The following is a 14,533-nucleotide window of genomic DNA, read 5'->3' as shown; positions in this document are numbered from 1 at the left end:
CGCCCGTAGTAGAGGACCAAGGTCCTGTGGGCCGCCTCACGAGGTGCGCACGGTACGCGTGACCGCACGTAGTTGCGGCTTCTACAGCGTGCGGCCGGGAGGTGTGACGGGCGCCGCACCGCCGTGGTCGGCGTCGGGGCCGCCGAACGTGACCGGCGTCTCGAAAGCCGCCCTGCGCGTGGCCCGGCGGAGCGCCTTGAGGACCGTCGCGCCGAGAGTGAGGGTCAGGACGACCGTCACCGTCGCCCGGCCCAGGTCCCAGCCGAGCGAGGTGGCCAGGCAGTACGCGACGAACCGGGCCAGGTTGGTGTGCACGGCGTCGTGCGCGTCGAAGGCCACGTTCGACGACAGCGCGTCCATGAAGGGCCAGCCGGCCAGGTTCATCGACGTGCCGTACGCGAAGGCCGCCACGAAGCCGTACGCGGCCAGCATCGCCAGCTCGCCCCGGCCGCGCAGCCGGTCCGGGCCCGGAAGCAGCCCCGCGCCCATCGTGAACCAGCCCATGGACAGCATCTGGAACGGCATCCACGGCCCCACCCCGCCCGTGAGCAGGGCGGACGCGAACATCGTGACCGACCCGAGCACGAAGCCGAACCCCGGCCCGAGGACCCGCCCGCTCAGCACCATCAGGAAGAACATCGGCTCGATGCCCGCCGTACCCGCCCCGATCGGCCGCAGCGCGGCCCCGGTCGCGGCCAGCACCCCGAGCATGGCCACGGCCTTGGGGCCAAGACCCGACTCGGAGATCGTCGCCGCGACGACGCCGACCAGCAGCACGAGCAGCCCCGCGAACAGCCAGGGCGCGTCCTTCGAGTGGGCCCCCACCTGCGAGGTCGGCCCGCTGAAGAAGGGCCAGGTCAGCGCGGCGATCCCGATGGCACCGACCAGGACGAGGGCGGCGACGGAACGCGGGCCCAGCCGGATGGGGCGGGCCTGGGGCTGGGCGTGGGGGCGGCTGCTCATGAACGCGCGCCCCCCGTCGGTCCGGACGCGCTCAGCGCCTCGCGTACCTGGGAGACCGTGAGCCACTTCTGCGGGGAGAGGACCTTGGTGACCTGCGGGGCGAACGACGGGGAAGCGACGACGACCTCCGCCGTCGGACCGTCGGCGACGGGTTCGCCGTCCGCGAGGATGACGACCCGGTGGGAGAGTTCGGCGGCCAGCTCCACGTCGTGGGTGGCCAGGACGATGGCGTGCCCTTCGGCCGCGAGGGCTCGCAGCAGCGTGACCAGACGGGACTTGGCCGCGTAGTCGAGACCCCGGGTCGGCTCGTCGAGGAGGATCAGGGGCGGCCGGGCCGTCAGCACGACCGCCAGGGCCAGCGTGAGCCGCTGCCCCTCCGACAGGTCGCGCGGATGCGTGTCGTCCTCGATGCCCGGCAGCAGCTCGGACACCAGGGCCCGGCAGGTGCCCGCCCCGGCCCCCGCGTCGGAGTCCGCCGCCGCGCACTCCCCGGCCACCGTGTCCGCGTACAGCAGATCCCGGGGCTCCTGCGGTACGAGGCCGACGTGACGGATGAGGTCACCGGGCGCCGTGCGATGGGGCTGGAGCCCGCCCACGCGGACCGAACCCGCCGAAGGGGGGACGAGGCCGACGAGGGCGGAGAGCAATGTCGTCTTGCCCGCGCCGTTGCGGCCCATGAGCGCGACGGTCTCGCCGGGGGCGACGGACAGGGTGACGTCGTGGAGTACTTCGGTGCGGCCACGGCGGACGGCGAGGCCGGTGACCACCGCCGGGTGGGCGGTGAGGGGGGCCTCGGGCGGGCGCTTGCGGAAGAGCCGGGGGCGGCGGGCGGGTGCCGCGCCGCCCTCCACCGATGGCACGGAGGCGGAGGCCGAGGCAGGGGCGGAGGTGGGGGTGGGTACGGGGTCGAGGGCGCCCGATCCCTTGTACGGGAGTCCCTGCAGGCGGTTGCGCAGCGGTCCCGCCCTCCGGCGGGCGTCCCGGACCGTGAGGGGCAGGGGGGACCAGCCGTCGAGCCGGCCCAGGGCCACCACCGGTGGGTGGACCGGCGACACGGCCATGACCTCGGCCGGTGTGCCCAGCAGCAAGGGGGCGCCGGGGGAGGGGAGGAGGGCGACCCGGTCGGCGTACTGCACGACGCGTTCCAGGCGGTGTTCGGCCATGAGGACCGTCGTGCCGAGGTCGTGGACGAGGCGTTGGAGGACGGCGAGGACCTCTTCCGCGGCGGCCGGGTCGAGGGCCGAGGTCGGTTCGTCGAGGACCAGGACCTCGGGGTGCGGGGTGAGGACCGAGCCGATCGCGACCCGCTGCCGCTGTCCGCCGGAGAGCGTGGAGAGGGGGCGGTCGCGCAGGTCGGCCAGTCCCAGCAGGTCCAGGGTCTCCTCGACCCGGCGGCGCATCACGTCCGGCGCGAGGCCCAACGACTCCATTCCGTACGCGAGTTCGTCCTCGACCGTGTCCGTGACGAAGTGCGAGAGCGGGTCCTGGCCCACCGTGCCGACCACGTCGGCCAGTTCACGGGGTCTGTGCGTGCGGGTGTCGCGGCCCGCGACCGTCACGCGTCCGCGCAGGGTGCCGCCCGTGAAGTGCGGGACCAGGCCGTTCACGGCGCCGAGCAGCGTCGACTTGCCGACTCCGGAGGGGCCGACCAGCAGTACCAACTCCCCCTCGGGGACGCTGAGTTCGATGTTACGGACAGTGGGCTCCGGTGCCCCGTCGTACGTCACGGAGACATCCTCGAAGCGGATCATGAGGGCTCCTTGCGGGGGTTCTGGAGAGCGGGGACTGGGGCGGGGGCCGGGGCCGGGGCGACGAAGGCGGGGAGGAGGCCGAGGAGGATCGCTGCGGCGGGCCACAGCGGAAGGGTCGGCGCGGTGAGGGGGACGACACCGGGGTGCAGGGCCGCGTAGGCGTACGCGTCGGATGAGGCGTACAGGATGAGGAGTGCGGCGACGGCCGCACCGGACGCGGCGACCAGCCAGGCGCGCACGCCCCAAATGTCCGGCCGGTACCGGGTGCGCAGTGAACGGCGTCCGCCCAGCCACAGGCCGCCGAGGGCGGCGGCGAGTCCGGCGAGCAGCACGGGCAGACCGTAGGTGCCGCCCTCCGCGGTGAGCAGGCCGTACGTGCCCGCGCAGACCCCGACCAGGCCGCCGAGCGTCAGGACGGCGGTGGTACGGCGTACGCCCGGGGGCACCTCGGCGGAACGGCCGTATCCCCGCGCGTCCATCGCCGCCGCGAGGGCCACCGAACGCTCCAACGCGCCCTCCAGGACCGGCAGTCCGACCTGCAGCAGCCCGCGCAGACCGTGGTCGGGACGGCCGCGCAGCCGCCGGGCCGCGCGCAGCCGCTGGACGTCCGCGATCAGGTTCGGGGCGAAGGTGAGGGCGACCACGACGGCGACTCCCGCCTCGTACAAGGCGCCTGGGAGCGATTTGAGCAGACGGGCCGGGTTGGCCAGGGCGTTCGCGGCGCCCACGCAGATGAGGAGCGTGGCGAGTTTCAGGCCGTCGTAGAAGGCGAAGACCAGTCCCTCGGCGGTGACCCGGCCGCCGACGCGGATGCCCTGCGCCCAGTCGGGGAGGGGGAGTTCGGGGAGGGCGACGAGGGTGTGGGTGCCCGGGACAGGCGAGCCCAGGAGGACGGCGAAGGCCAGCCGGATGCCGAGCACGGCGAGCGCAAGCTTCACGAACGCGCCGTAGGAACGGGCCCAGGGAGCCTCCGTCCGGCGCGCCGCCACCACGTAACCGGCGACGCCGACGAGGAGGGCGAGGAGGAGCGGGTTGGTGGTGCGGGACGCGGCGGTTCCGAGGCCCAGGGCCCAGATCCACCAGGCACCGGGGTGGATGGCGTTGGTACGGGTCGCGCGGGGGGCGCGGAGACGGGGGCGTGTCCGGGCGGTGCCGGCGTTGCGTGCGGTGCCGGCGCTGCGTGCGTTGCCCGCGCTGCCGGTGTGCGACGCGGTGAGGCCGGGATCGCGGTCCTGGTCCTGGTTCTGGACCTGGCCCTGGTCCTGGCCGGTGTTTTCGCCAGTGGTCATCGTCTGTGTCCCGTCGTCAGCCGCGGCGACGGCGGGCCTGCCAGGTCGCGGCCGCGCCCAGTACGGCCACGGCGGCGATCCCGGCCACCAGGCCCACCGACGGTCCCCCGTCCTCGTCCCCGCCCCCGTCGCCGTTCCCGGGTTCGCTCGCTCCGCGGGGCGACGGGGAAGCCGTGGGGTTGGCGTCCGACCCGGCGCCGTCCGGCACGGCCTCGCCGCAGCCCGTGCGGGGGTAGCCCGCGATGGCGCACAGCAGGGCGTTCGTGTCGTAGCGCAGGGGCTTGGCGACGGCGGCGAGGGCGTCCGCGGTCGTCGCGTCCTCGTCGACGCGGGCGCAGGCCGTGCGCGGGCTCGGGTCCGGCGGTGTCGAACCGGCCGGCGCGTCCCCGGCCGTACCGAAGTCGAGGACGAGCGCGACCCGCTTGGCACCCTCCCGCGCGGGAGTCTTCGCGCAGATCGCCGCGAAACCGCTCTCCCCGCGGGGCTTCGCCGAGTGCTTCGTGTCCTCGCTCACCGAGAACCGGAAGCCCTGGACGTCTCCGTCGGACGGCCGCGCGGTCGACGGGCCCTGGGTCGCGTACACCCAGGTGCCGCCGGTGGAATCGCGGTCCCAGAAGGACCAGTAGCGATAGCCGACCGCCTGGGCCTGCCCCGCCGTGCCGAGTACGGCGAGCAGGAGGCCCAGGACCAGCAGGGCGAGCAGGGCCGGGCGGTTGAGGGTCACGGCTGCCGCTGCTTCTTGGTACGGCTGCTGAGAAGGAAACCGACCCCGATGCCGCCGACCAGGCCGACCCCGACGATCCACCAGACGCTGACCCCGCCGTCGTCCTCGCTCGCGTCCTGCGTGGCCTGCTTGTCGTCCTTGCTGTTCTTGTTCGCGGGTTCTGCTGCCGGGCCGGTCGCGCCGAGCTGCTTCACCAGGTCGGCGCCGCCGAAGTCGCGCGGGTCCGTCCCCGTGGCGTGCGCCGCGAAGATCAGCTGCGCGTACGCGGCCGGGCCGCTCTCCGCCGCCCAGGAACCGGAGTTCTTCTTCAGCCAGGCCAGCGGCTTCCCGGCGTCGGCCGTCCGGCCCGCCGCCGCGAGCGCGACGACCGTGTCGGCGGTGTTGCCGTAGTCGGGCTGGTCCTCGGCGCCCGCGAGGGCGGACTCCAGGTGACCGGTCTCGGCGACCGCGCCGGCGAGGTACGCGGCGCCGTTGGCCGCCGCCTGCTCCGCGGTGGGGGAGTCGCCGGCGGCGCACTCGGCGTCCTTGCCTGTGCCGGAGGGCGTGGCGGACCGTTCGTCGTCCTCGGGGTCCGTCGTCAGGCCCTCGCCGAGTGCGCCGAGCACGCCCGCGGCCGTGGCGTCGGCGTTCGCCGCGAGCTTGCCCTTCTTGTCGGGCTGGAAGGCGAAGGCGCCGCCGCCGTTCCCGCTGTCCTTGCCGTTCTCGCCGCCTTCGCCGCAGGGGAGGGCGAGGCCGAGCAGGGCCTCGTACGGCGTCCGGTCGTCCTTCGACCGCAGGTCCTGCGTGTCGGTGTCCGTGGCCTCCAGGGCCCCGATCACTACGGACGTCGAGTTGGTGTCGCTGGCGCCGCCGGGGAGGTAGCCCCAGCCGCCGTCCTCGTTCTGCACGGACTTCAGCCACTTCACGGCCGCGGCTGTCGTGTCCGTCGTGTCCGTCGTGTCCGTCGTGTCCGGCGCGTCCGCCGCTCCGGTCCCGGTCCCGGTGTCGTCGGCGTCGAGCGCGGCCAGGGCCTGGAGCGCGGCGCCGGTGCTGTTCGTGTCGGTCTGCGTCTTGGCGTCGCACTTCGTGGCCGGGTCCGCGCGGTACGCCGCGAAGCCGCCGTTCGCGCACTGCTGTCCGGTGAGCCAGTCGACGGCCTTCGCCGCGGGCCGCACGCCCACGGTGTGCTGGGCGAGCAGCGCCAGCGACTGCCGCCAGACACCGTCGTACGTGGGGTCGGTGCTGCCGTACAGGCCGGAGGGAAGCGTCAGGGAGGGGGAGGGGGACGGGGACGCGGTGGGTGACTCGTCGGCGAGGGCGGCCGGCGCGAACGCCGTGCCGATCACGGCGGTGGCGGCCAGTACCGCGGCGCTGCGGCGGACAAACATGATCGGCGGGTGCCTCTCTGTACTCAGCGGTTCGCCGACGGGGGTGCCCCTTCGGCTCTCCCGGTGCGGGAGGGAGCCGGGCAGCCCGGAGCCCCGGGCGGCTCGGCTCCGTATGCCTCGACGGTGCCGGTCACCGGCGGTCCCGGTGACGCGAGCCGGTCACGTTCCGTGCGGGGCAATCCGGCTTGCCGCCCGGTGGGAGCGGGGCGGCACACGGCTGCGGGTCAGCGCCGGATTTGCACCGGCTTCCCCCCGTACGAGTGTGATGGCGACCCGCTCACTGTACCGGCCCGTCGGAATGCGGGTGCCGGGCGGTGGGGGCTGGTCGCGCAGTTCCCCGCGCCCCTTATGGGGTGGCCTGGTGGTGGTGTATCCGCGGGCCGGTGGGGGTTGGCCGCGCCGTTCCCCGTGCCCCTGAAGGCGAAAAGATTGCGCCGTTCCCCGCGCCCCTAAAAGCCAGAAGACTGCGCCGTTCCCCGCGCCCCTAAAGCGACAAGACTGCGCCGTTCCCCGCGCCCCTGAAGGCGACAAGATTGCGCCGTTCCCCGCGCCCCTTATGGGGCCTTTTGGTGGGCCGGGGTGGGGAGGTGGGTGGGCTGGCAGAGGATTAGGGCCAGGTCGTCCGTGGGGGGTGTGATCGTGTGGGTGAGGAGGCGGGTGTACAGGGTGTTCAGGGCCTCGTCGGGGAGGGGGTCGCGCAGGGCGCGGGTCGCTTCCGTGAGGAAGGGGAAGAGCGTGCCGTCGGGGGCGCGTGCCTCCGTCAGGCCGTCGGTGTAGAGGAGAAGGCGGTCGCCCGGCTGAAGGCGTACGCGGTACTGGAGGGGGTCGGGGCGTAGCCCCAACGGCAGTGTGGTGACGGCCGGTTCGAGCAGTTCGACCCGCTGGCCGGAGCGCAGCGGCGCGGGATGGCCGCAGTTGACCAGCCGTACCTCGCCCGGTGCGAACTCCGCGAGGAGCGCGGTGACGAAGTCCTCCGGTCCCAGGTCCGGCGCGAGACGTTCGTCCAGGCCGGTGGCGAGGGACGGCAGGTCCCGCGCGGTGTGGGCGAGTTCGCGGAAGCCGGCCACCGTCTCGGCGGTCAGCCGGATGGCCTCCAGGCCGTGTCCGCGCACGTCACCGACGAGCACCCGCAGGCCGAAGGGAGTCACGGCGACGTCGTACAGGTCTCCGCCGAGCGTCGACTCGCGGACCGCGCAGTGATAGCGCGTGGAGACGTGCGTGCCGGCGAGGTTCCGGGAGAGCGGCCGCACGATGGCCTCCTGCGTCATCCGCGCGACCTCGCGCACCTCGGCGAGCCGCGCGAGGAGCCGGTCCCGCTGCCGCACGGCGTGCACGGTGAGCCCGCAGCCGAGCAGCAGTTGCGTGAGAGTGACGGCGGGCGGGACCCGGTCCAGCAGGAGTGCGGGGACGGCGATGAGCACGCAGATCGCCGAAGGCGCCAGGAGCCGCCCCTCGGAGAGCTTGCGGAGGTCGCGGGACGCGCCGCACCGGGAAGGCCGGCCGGGGTCGCGCGAGCGTCGCCGTCGGCCGGGTCGCGCCTCCTTGCTGTCGCGGGTCATCCGCTCGCTCCACCCTTTCGCCGCCCCTCGCGACGGTCTTCGCGCGACGGTCTCCGAATATCCCCTTCCGCTCCCGCACCGACAGCGAGTTGATCGGATCTCGGCGCAATGTGTCCGCAAATGACGGTGTGGGTCCGAGTTCGTCCGGGGCTCGGGGGAGCGGTTCGAAGTGGCCCGCCGGCCGCGTCACACTGGCCGGGTTGCGCGATCCCGCGGGGCTCGCTCGTATGCCGTGCAGGGGACCGCGCGGAGAGGGGCGTTGCCGTGCCGCAGAACACGACGGCCGGGGGGCGGCCGGGCAATCTGCCGCCGGAGACCCGGAGCTTCGTCGGCCGAAGGCGGGAACTGGCCCGGCTCGAAGAGCTGTTGGGTCCGACGGACGGAGGAAACGGAAGACGCCTGGTGACGCTCGTCGGGACCGGCGGCGTCGGCAAGACGCGCCTCGCGCTGAGCGCCGCCCGCCGCGCCTCGCACCGGTACCCGGACGGCGTCTGGTTCGTGGAACTCTCGCCGCTGCGCGCCCAGGGCCTGGTGGGGTTCGCCGTCGTGGAGGCGCTGCGGCTCGCCGACCGGTCGACGTCCCCGGTGACCGAGGTGCTCGCCGACTGGCTCGCGGACAAGGAGGCGCTGATCGTTCTCGACTCCTGCGAACACGTGCTCCCCGACTGCGCCGACCTCGTCCGCGCCCTGCTGCCCGCCGCGCCCGGCGTGCGGTTCCTGGCCACCAGCCGGGAACACCTCGGCCCTTCGTGCGAACTCCGCGTGGAGATCGACCCGCTGCCGGTGCAGGACGCAGAGGCGCCCGGTGGCCAGGGAGCAGGACGGCCGGGTGACGCGCTGGACCTGTTCGCCCAGCGGGCCGCCGAGGCGTGTTCCGGCTTCGTGCTCGACGAGGACTCGGCCGGCCCGGCCGCCGCCGTCTGCCGTCGGCTGGACGGCATTCCGCTGGCCATCGAACTGGCCGCCGCCCGCCTCGGCGAACTCTCCCTCGGCGAACTCGACGAACGGCTCGGCGAGCGGCTGCCGTCCCCGCTCGACCTCCTCGCGGCGGGACTCGACGAGGGGCCGCTGCGGCACCGCACCCTGCGCACGGCCATCGGCTGGAGCCATGAACTGTGCGCCCCCGTGGAGAGGTTGCTGTGGGCGCGGCTCTCCGTGTTCACCGGCGGCTTCGACCTGGCCGCCGCCGAGGACGTCTGCTCGGGCGGCCCCCTGCCCGCCGGACGGATCGCGGCCCTGCTCGAACGGCTCGTCGAGCAGTCGATCGTGCTGCGCCACCGCACGGACGCCCGGCGCTTCCAACTCCTCGACAGCGTCCGGGATTTCGGCGGCGACTGGCTGCGCGCACTCGGTGAGGAGCGGACCCTGCGGCTGCGTCACCTCGACCACTACCGCAACCTCGCGCGCGGCGGCTGCACGGAGTGGAACACCGGCCGCCAGCTGTCGTGGTGCGAGCGCGTGATCGCCGAACACGCCAATCTCCGTACCGCCATGGACTGCGCGCTGTCCGAGCGCGACGGCCCCACCGCCCTGCGCACGGCGGCCGACATGGGCTTCCTGTGGCGCCACTGCGGCTATCTGCGGGACGCGCGGCACTGTCTCGACCAGGTGCTCACCGCCGACCCGGCGCCCGGCCCCGACCTCGTACAGGCCCTGTGGGCGAGGGCCGCGGTGGCCCTCCTCCAGGGCGACCTGGACAGCGCCGAACGCTGGGCCGCGGTGTGCACGGCGGCGGCCGTGGAACAGGGCGACGCGGTGGCGGTCGTCGGCGCCGCGTACGTCACCGGCGGGCATCTGCTCCTGCGCGGGCGGCTCGGCGAAGCGCTGGTGGTCCTGGCCGCGGCCGACCCGCTTCCCGTCCGCGACGACTGGCTGGGCTCCGCGCAGCTCCAGGTGCGGCTCGCGCTCTCGATGACCCACCTGCTGCGCGGGGAGCCGGCCGTCGCCAGGGCCGTCGCCGACGAGGTCCGCGCGGAGAGCACGCGGCGCGGCGAGCGCTGGGCGGGCGCCTTCGCCGACTGCTTCCTCGCCCACATCGACCTGGCCGAGGGCGACCCGGCCGCGGCGGCGCGCAACGCCCGTACGGCCGTCGTGGCGCACTCTCTGCTGAACAGCACGCTCGGTGTCGCCCACACCCTCGACATCCTGGCCTCGGCGGTGGTGGCGACCGGTGACGGGCAGCGCGCGGCCCGGCTCCTCGCGGTCGGCCAGCGCATCTGGGAACGCCTCGGCAGCGCCCAGCTGCAGTCACCGGACCTGATGTCCGCCCGCCGTGCCTGTGAGGACCTGGTCCGCGCGAAGATCGGAACCGAGGCCTACACGCGGGCGTACGCGGAAGGGCTGGCCATGTCGTACGAGCGCGGCATCGCCTACGCGGTGGAGGACGTCCGAGGCGACTGACGAAGCGTCAAACGACCCTGTACGTCAGTGGATCGCTGCCCGGCACCGGCTCCGCGCGGCCCAGTTTCACCAGGCGGCGCAGATGGGCCTCCGCCTCCGAGACGGCGATGTTCCTGGAGCCGTACGGGATGTCGGCCCAGGGGCGGTTCCACTCCATCCGCCGCGCGACCTGCCACACGGTGAGCGGGGTGGAGAGCAGGGTGAGGAGACCGGTGAGGCGTTCCTCGTGGTGGTCCAGCAACTCCCGCACGCGGGACGGGGCGTCGGTGAAGGCGTGCAGATGGGCCGGGAGCACCTCGGCAGGTTCGAGGCTCCCGATCCGCTCCAGGGAGTCGAGGTAGTCGCCGAGCGGATCGGGCTCGCTGTCGTCGTCCGGGTCCTCGTACAGCCCGATGTGCGGGGTGATCCTCGGCAGGAGGTGGTCCCCGGAGAACAGCCGCCCGTTGCCCGGCAGTTGGGCGGGGTGGCGCTCCTCCAGGTGGAGGCAGACATGGCCGGGCGTGTGGCCCGGGGTCCAGACCGCGCGCAGGCGCCGGCCGGCGAGGTCCAGGAGTTCGCCGGGGACGATCTCCCGGTCGGGGAGCGCGGGGGAGAGGCCGGGGAGCCGCGAGCGGGCGGTGCGCAGCGGTGCCACATGCTCCTCGGGCGCACCCGCGGCGGTCAGCTTGCCCGCCATGTACGTGAACCAGCGGCCGGGCCTGGTCTCGCGGGTCCGCCGCACGATGGCGATGTCGGCGGCGTGCATGGCCACCCACGCGCCCGACGCCTCGCGCACCTTGGCCGACAGGCCGTGGTGGTCCGGGTGGTGGTGGGTGATCACCACGCCGTGGATCTCCCCGACGGCCGTCCCGCAGGCGAGGAGCCCCTCGGTGAGCGCGTCCCAGGAGGCCGGATCGTCCCAGCCCGTGTCGATCAGCACCGGTCCGCGGTCGGTGTCCACGACGTACACCAGTGTGTTCCCGAGGGGGTTGTCCGGGATGGGGACCTCGACGGACCGTACGCCCCCGCCGTGATCGGTCACCTGTGGCATGGGCTCCCCTGTCGCCGACTCCCGGTCACTATAACTAGAACCGGTTCCCATGGGAGTGCTGTGCGCTCCGTGGACTCCTCCAAGTGGAACTGGTATCAGTTTCAGTGTCTGATGCACCGTCAGGGAATGTCCTCGGAGAGGCAGTCGGTCATGACCGAACTCGTGGAACACGCACAGCTGTTCATCGGTGGAGAGCTGACCGCTCCCAGCGGCCGGGACGTCATCGAGGTGGTCTCCCCGCACACCGAGGAGGTCATCGGCCGGGTGCCGCACGCCTCGCGGGAGGACGTGGACCGGGCCGTCGCGGCGGCGCGCACCGCCTTCGACGAGGGGCCCTGGCCGCGGATGTCCCTCGACGAGCGCGTCGAGGTGGTCACCCGGATCAAGGACGCGATCGCCGTACGGCACGAGGAGATCGCCCGGGTCATCTCCTCCGAGAACGGCTCCCCGTACTCCTGGAGCGTCCTCGCGCAGGCGCTCGGCGCGATGATGGTGTGGGACGCGGCGATCACGGTCGCGCGGGGCTTCACGTACGAGGAGACGCGCGACGGAGTGCTCGGGAAGATCCTCGTACGGCGCGAGCCGGTCGGGGTCGTCGCGGCGGTCGTCCCGTGGAACGTGCCGCAGTTCGTGGCGGCGGCCAAGCTCGCGCCCGCGCTGCTGACCGGCTGCACGGTGGTGCTCAAGCCGTCGCCCGAGTCGCCGCTGGACGCGTACATACTCGGCGAGATCACCAAGGAGGCCGGGCTGCCGGAGGGCGTCCTGTCGATCCTGCCGGCGGACCGCGAGGTGAGCGAGTACCTCGTCGGGCATCCCGGGATCGACAAGGTCTCCTTCACGGGGTCGGTCGCCGCGGGCCGGCGGGTCATGGAGGTCGCCTCGCGCAACCTCACCCGCGTGACACTGGAGTTGGGCGGGAAGTCGGCGGCCGTGGTCCTGCCGGACGCGGACATCGAGACCTCGGTGCCGGGCATCGTCTCGGCGGCCTGGATGAACAACGGCCAGGCGTGTGTCGCCCAGACCCGCATCCTGCTGCCGCGCTCGCGCTACGACGAGTTCGCGGAGGCGTTCACGGCGGCGGCGAGCGCGCTGGTGGTCGGCGACCCGCTGGATCCCGCGACCCAGGTCGGCCCGCTGGTCGCGCGGCGGCAGCAGCAGCGCAACCTCGACTACATCCGCATCGGCCAGGAGGAGGGCGCCAAGATCCTCACCGGCGGTGGGCGGCCGGCCGGTATGGACCGGGGCTGGTACGTCGAGCCCACGCTCTTCGGAGACGTCGACAACTCCATGCGGATCGCCCGCGAGGAGATCTTCGGGCCGGTGATCTGCCTGCTCCCGTACGGGGACGAGGAGGAGGCGGTGAAGATCGCCAACGACTCCGACTACGGGCTGAGCGGGAGTGTGTGGACGGGGGATGTGGCGCGGGGCATCGACGTGGCCCGGCGGGTGCGTACCGGGACGTACTCCGTGAACACCTTCAGTCTCGACATGCTCGGTCCGTTCGGCGGCTACAAGGACTCGGGGCTGGGGCGGGAGTTCGGGCCCGAGGGGTACGGCGAGTACCTGGAGCACAAGATGATCCACCTGCCGGCCGGCTGGGAGGCCTGAGGATGGGGGACCGCTGGCACGTGGAGGTCGACCGGTCGCTCTGCATCGGCTCGGCCCAGTGCACGCACCTCGCCCCCGCGGCCTTCCGCCTCGACTCCGCGATGCAGTCCCACCCCACGGAGGCCGGGACGGACGCCAACGAGAAGATTCTGGAGGCGGCGGAGGGATGCCCCGTGGAGGCGATCATGATCACTCTGCTGGGCGGCGGGGAGACGGTGTTTCCGCCCGACGAGTGAGCGGGTTCCGGCCGACCGATGAGTGAGCCGGCTCCGGCCGCCCGGGGCATCTGAACTCCCCTCGGGTGAACGACGCAGGAGGTCTGTGGGAAACTCCGCGTCACGTCCCCGGGCCCCTTGCCCGGGGACGTCGTACAGGGGGCGACGATGCGTGCAGTGGCGCTGACGGCGGGTGCCGTGGTGACGGCCGTACTACTGGCGGGGTGCGGCGGCGGAACCGGTGACGGCGGCGCCAAGTCGCGCCAAGCCAAAGGCAGTTCCGTGTCCGCCTCGCCGACGGAGGAGATGCGGCTGAGCCGCGCCGCGGTGCGGCGCAACATACGGGTGGTGGTCGCCGCCGGCGGCTTCGACGGTGTCGACGACAGTGCCGGGACGTCCGCCCGATGCAGGGTGATCGCCACCGTGCGCACGGACGGCCGGCCGAAGACTGCCGCCGTCTCGAAGGTGGTGGCCGATCTCAAGGGCAGAGGCTGGGAGCAGGTGTTCCGCAAACCGGAGGACGGCGGCGTCACCTGGTTCCTGACGAGGGCGAACTGGGGCATGTACGTCTTCCTGAGCGCCCCGTCCGCGGAGGACCCGGACGCCCCGCTGTTCACCCTCTCCGCCATGCGACTCGACTGCTCCTCCGTGACGACCAGGGCGTTTCTTTTGGATCAGCCCGGGTCCGCGGCGCCCGGCACGGCACCTCGCGGCGTTGTCGCACGACCCGAGTACGCCCAGTACGCGGATCATGCTCCGCCTTGCGATGCACCGCACCGGACACCGCGGCCTGATCCGACCTGATCCAAAAGAAACGCCCTAGCCCCTCTCCCTGACCTCCGGCAGGTCGATGACCTCCGGCAGGTCGATCAGACGGCACACCGTCTCGATGTCGATCTTGACCTGGGCGATCGAGGCGCGGCCGGAGAGCCAGGTGATCAGGGCCGAGTGCCAGGTGTGCTCGATCACGCGGACGGCGGAGAGCTGGGCGGGGGTCGGATCGTCGAGGCCCATCGCGTCAAGGATGATCACCGTCGTCTGGCGGGAGACCTGGTCGACCTCCGGACTGACGCTGCGGTCGGCGAACGTGAGCGCGCGGACCATCGCGTCCGCGAGATGCGGCTCGCGCTGCAGCGCGCGGAACGCCCGCATCAGCGTCTCCGCCACCCGCTCCGCCGCCGTGTCGCCCGACGGCGGCTTCTTGCGGAGCGTGCCGTGCATATGGGCCAGCTGGTCCTGCATGGTCGCGACCAGCAGATGCACCTTCGACGGGAAGTAGCGGTAGAGCGTGCCCAGGGCCACCTGGGACGACTCCGCGACCTCCCGCATCTGTACCGCGTCGAAGCCGCCCCGGCTCGCCAGCTGCGCGCTGGAGTGCAGGATCCGCCGCCGTCGCGCCTCCTGGCGCTCGGTGAGCGGGGGAGTGACCGGCTGCGCGGCCCGTACGGGCGGCTGCGCGGCCTTCGCCGCAGTCTTGGCTTCCGCAGGCATGGATCCCGTTCCGTGACGTTCGTACAACAGAGGGCGGTGGGGCGGGCGGGGGCGGGTCGGGTGACAGCAGAGTAGAGGTCCCGCCGTGGCGTGAATCACCCGATCCACCGCTCACAGGAGGGCTACCTGCCGGTAG

At 73.2% G+C, this 14,533-nt stretch carries 12 protein-coding genes and 1 riboswitch; of the genes, 4 read left to right on the top strand and 8 right to left on the bottom strand.

Annotated elements, in window-relative coordinates; translation table 11 throughout:
- Nucleotides 1-81: 81 nt before the first annotated feature.
- The 6 genes from ACH4DZ_RS04805 to ACH4DZ_RS04780 form a co-directional block, all read right to left on the bottom strand.
- Nucleotides 82-963 carry an ECF transporter S component gene (locus ACH4DZ_RS04805; RefSeq protein ID WP_398285509.1) on the bottom strand — a complete coding sequence of 294 codons (882 nt, stop codon included), beginning with the start codon at nt 961-963 and terminating at the stop codon, nt 82-84.
- Nucleotides 960-2,714 carry an ABC transporter ATP-binding protein gene (locus tag ACH4DZ_RS04800; RefSeq protein ID WP_398285508.1) on the bottom strand — a complete coding sequence of 585 codons (1,755 nt, stop codon included), beginning with the start codon at nt 2,712-2,714 and terminating at the stop codon, nt 960-962. Before ACH4DZ_RS04800 ends, ACH4DZ_RS04805 begins: the two co-directional genes overlap by 4 nt.
- Nucleotides 2,711-4,003: an energy-coupling factor transporter transmembrane component T gene (locus tag ACH4DZ_RS04795; protein ID WP_398285507.1), complete on the bottom strand. Its 1,293-nt coding sequence runs from the start codon at nt 4,001-4,003 to the stop codon at nt 2,711-2,713. Before ACH4DZ_RS04795 ends, ACH4DZ_RS04800 begins: the two co-directional genes overlap by 4 nt.
- Nucleotides 4,004-4,019: 16 nt before the next feature.
- Complete coding sequence (locus ACH4DZ_RS04790) at nt 4,020-4,727, bottom strand: SCO2322 family protein (protein WP_398285506.1); 708 nt, start codon at nt 4,725-4,727, stop codon at nt 4,020-4,022.
- On the bottom strand, nt 4,724-6,094 hold the full coding sequence (locus ACH4DZ_RS04785; RefSeq protein ID WP_398285505.1) for a prenyltransferase/squalene oxidase repeat-containing protein: 1,371 nt from the start codon (nt 6,092-6,094) through the stop codon (nt 4,724-4,726). The genes ACH4DZ_RS04790 and ACH4DZ_RS04785 overlap by 4 nt, the downstream gene beginning before the upstream one ends.
- 173 nt (nt 6,095-6,267) lie before the next feature.
- Nucleotides 6,268-6,346: riboswitch (cobalamin riboswitch) on the bottom strand.
- A gap of 302 nt (nt 6,347-6,648) precedes the next feature.
- Entirely contained in the window at nt 6,649-7,653 is a 1,005-nt protein-coding gene (locus ACH4DZ_RS04780) for a PP2C family protein-serine/threonine phosphatase (protein ID WP_398285504.1), read from the bottom strand.
- A 264-nt stretch (nt 7,654-7,917) separates the two neighbouring features.
- On the opposite strand from ACH4DZ_RS04780, the gene ACH4DZ_RS04775 reads away from it, so the two are divergent.
- The gene (locus tag ACH4DZ_RS04775) at nt 7,918-10,053 is read left to right on the top strand and encodes an ATP-binding protein (RefSeq protein WP_398285503.1); all 2,136 of its coding nucleotides are present in this window, start codon (nt 7,918-7,920) and stop codon (nt 10,051-10,053) included.
- 7 nt (nt 10,054-10,060) lie between these two features.
- On the opposite strand, the gene ACH4DZ_RS04770 is transcribed toward ACH4DZ_RS04775, so the two are convergent.
- Nucleotides 10,061-11,083, bottom strand: coding sequence for an MBL fold metallo-hydrolase (locus ACH4DZ_RS04770; protein WP_398285502.1), 1,023 nt, complete (start codon nt 11,081-11,083; stop codon nt 10,061-10,063).
- A 150-nt stretch (nt 11,084-11,233) separates the two neighbouring features.
- Here ACH4DZ_RS04770 and ACH4DZ_RS04765 point away from each other — a divergent pair, with 150 nt between their 5' ends.
- The 3 genes from ACH4DZ_RS04765 to ACH4DZ_RS04755 all read left to right on the top strand — a co-directional run bounded on the left by ACH4DZ_RS04765 (nt 11,234) and on the right by ACH4DZ_RS04755 (nt 13,710).
- On the top strand, nt 11,234-12,691 hold the full coding sequence (locus ACH4DZ_RS04765; protein WP_398286198.1) for an aldehyde dehydrogenase: 1,458 nt from the start codon (nt 11,234-11,236) through the stop codon (nt 12,689-12,691).
- A gap of 2 nt (nt 12,692-12,693) precedes the next feature.
- Complete coding sequence (locus ACH4DZ_RS04760) at nt 12,694-12,927, top strand: ferredoxin (protein ID WP_398285501.1); 234 nt, start codon at nt 12,694-12,696, stop codon at nt 12,925-12,927.
- A 147-nt stretch (nt 12,928-13,074) separates the two neighbouring features.
- The gene (locus ACH4DZ_RS04755) at nt 13,075-13,710 is read left to right on the top strand and encodes a hypothetical protein (protein ID WP_398285500.1); all 636 of its coding nucleotides are present in this window, start codon (nt 13,075-13,077) and stop codon (nt 13,708-13,710) included.
- A gap of 15 nt (nt 13,711-13,725) precedes the next feature.
- On the opposite strand, the gene ACH4DZ_RS04750 is transcribed toward ACH4DZ_RS04755, so the two are convergent.
- Entirely contained in the window at nt 13,726-14,397 is a 672-nt protein-coding gene (locus ACH4DZ_RS04750) for a TetR family transcriptional regulator (protein ID WP_398285499.1), read from the bottom strand.
- Nucleotides 14,398-14,533: the final 136 nt, after the last annotated feature.

It is taken from the genome of Streptomyces sp. NPDC017991 (genome assembly GCF_044328075.1).
GTDB lineage: Bacteria > Actinomycetota > Actinomycetes > Streptomycetales > Streptomycetaceae > Streptomyces.
This window is presented reverse-complemented; position numbering and strand designations above follow the sequence as displayed.

Bases quoted from the DNA above. Each gene is read 5' to 3' on its own strand.
- ACH4DZ_RS04805 (WP_398285509.1), bottom strand. From the start codon at position 963: ATGAGCAGCCGCCCCCACGCCCAGCCCCAGGCCCGCCCCATCCGGCTG.
- ACH4DZ_RS04800 (WP_398285508.1), bottom strand. From the start codon at position 2,714: ATGATCCGCTTCGAGGATGTCTCCGTGACGTACGACGGGGCACCGGAG.
- ACH4DZ_RS04795 (WP_398285507.1), bottom strand. From the start codon at position 4,003: ATGACCACTGGCGAAAACACCGGCCAGGACCAGGGCCAGGTCCAGAAC.
- ACH4DZ_RS04785 (WP_398285505.1), bottom strand. From the start codon at position 6,094: ATGTTTGTCCGCCGCAGCGCCGCGGTACTGGCCGCCACCGCCGTGATC.
- ACH4DZ_RS04780 (WP_398285504.1), bottom strand. From the start codon at position 7,653: ATGACCCGCGACAGCAAGGAGGCGCGACCCGGCCGACGGCGACGCTCG.
- ACH4DZ_RS04770 (WP_398285502.1), bottom strand. From the start codon at position 11,083: ATGCCACAGGTGACCGATCACGGCGGGGGCGTACGGTCCGTCGAGGTC.
- ACH4DZ_RS04765 (WP_398286198.1), top strand. From the start codon at position 11,234: ATGACCGAACTCGTGGAACACGCACAGCTGTTCATCGGTGGAGAGCTG.
- ACH4DZ_RS04760 (WP_398285501.1), top strand. From the start codon at position 12,694: ATGGGGGACCGCTGGCACGTGGAGGTCGACCGGTCGCTCTGCATCGGC.
- ACH4DZ_RS04755 (WP_398285500.1), top strand. From the start codon at position 13,075: ATGCGTGCAGTGGCGCTGACGGCGGGTGCCGTGGTGACGGCCGTACTA.
- ACH4DZ_RS04750 (WP_398285499.1), bottom strand. From the start codon at position 14,397: ATGCCTGCGGAAGCCAAGACTGCGGCGAAGGCCGCGCAGCCGCCCGTA.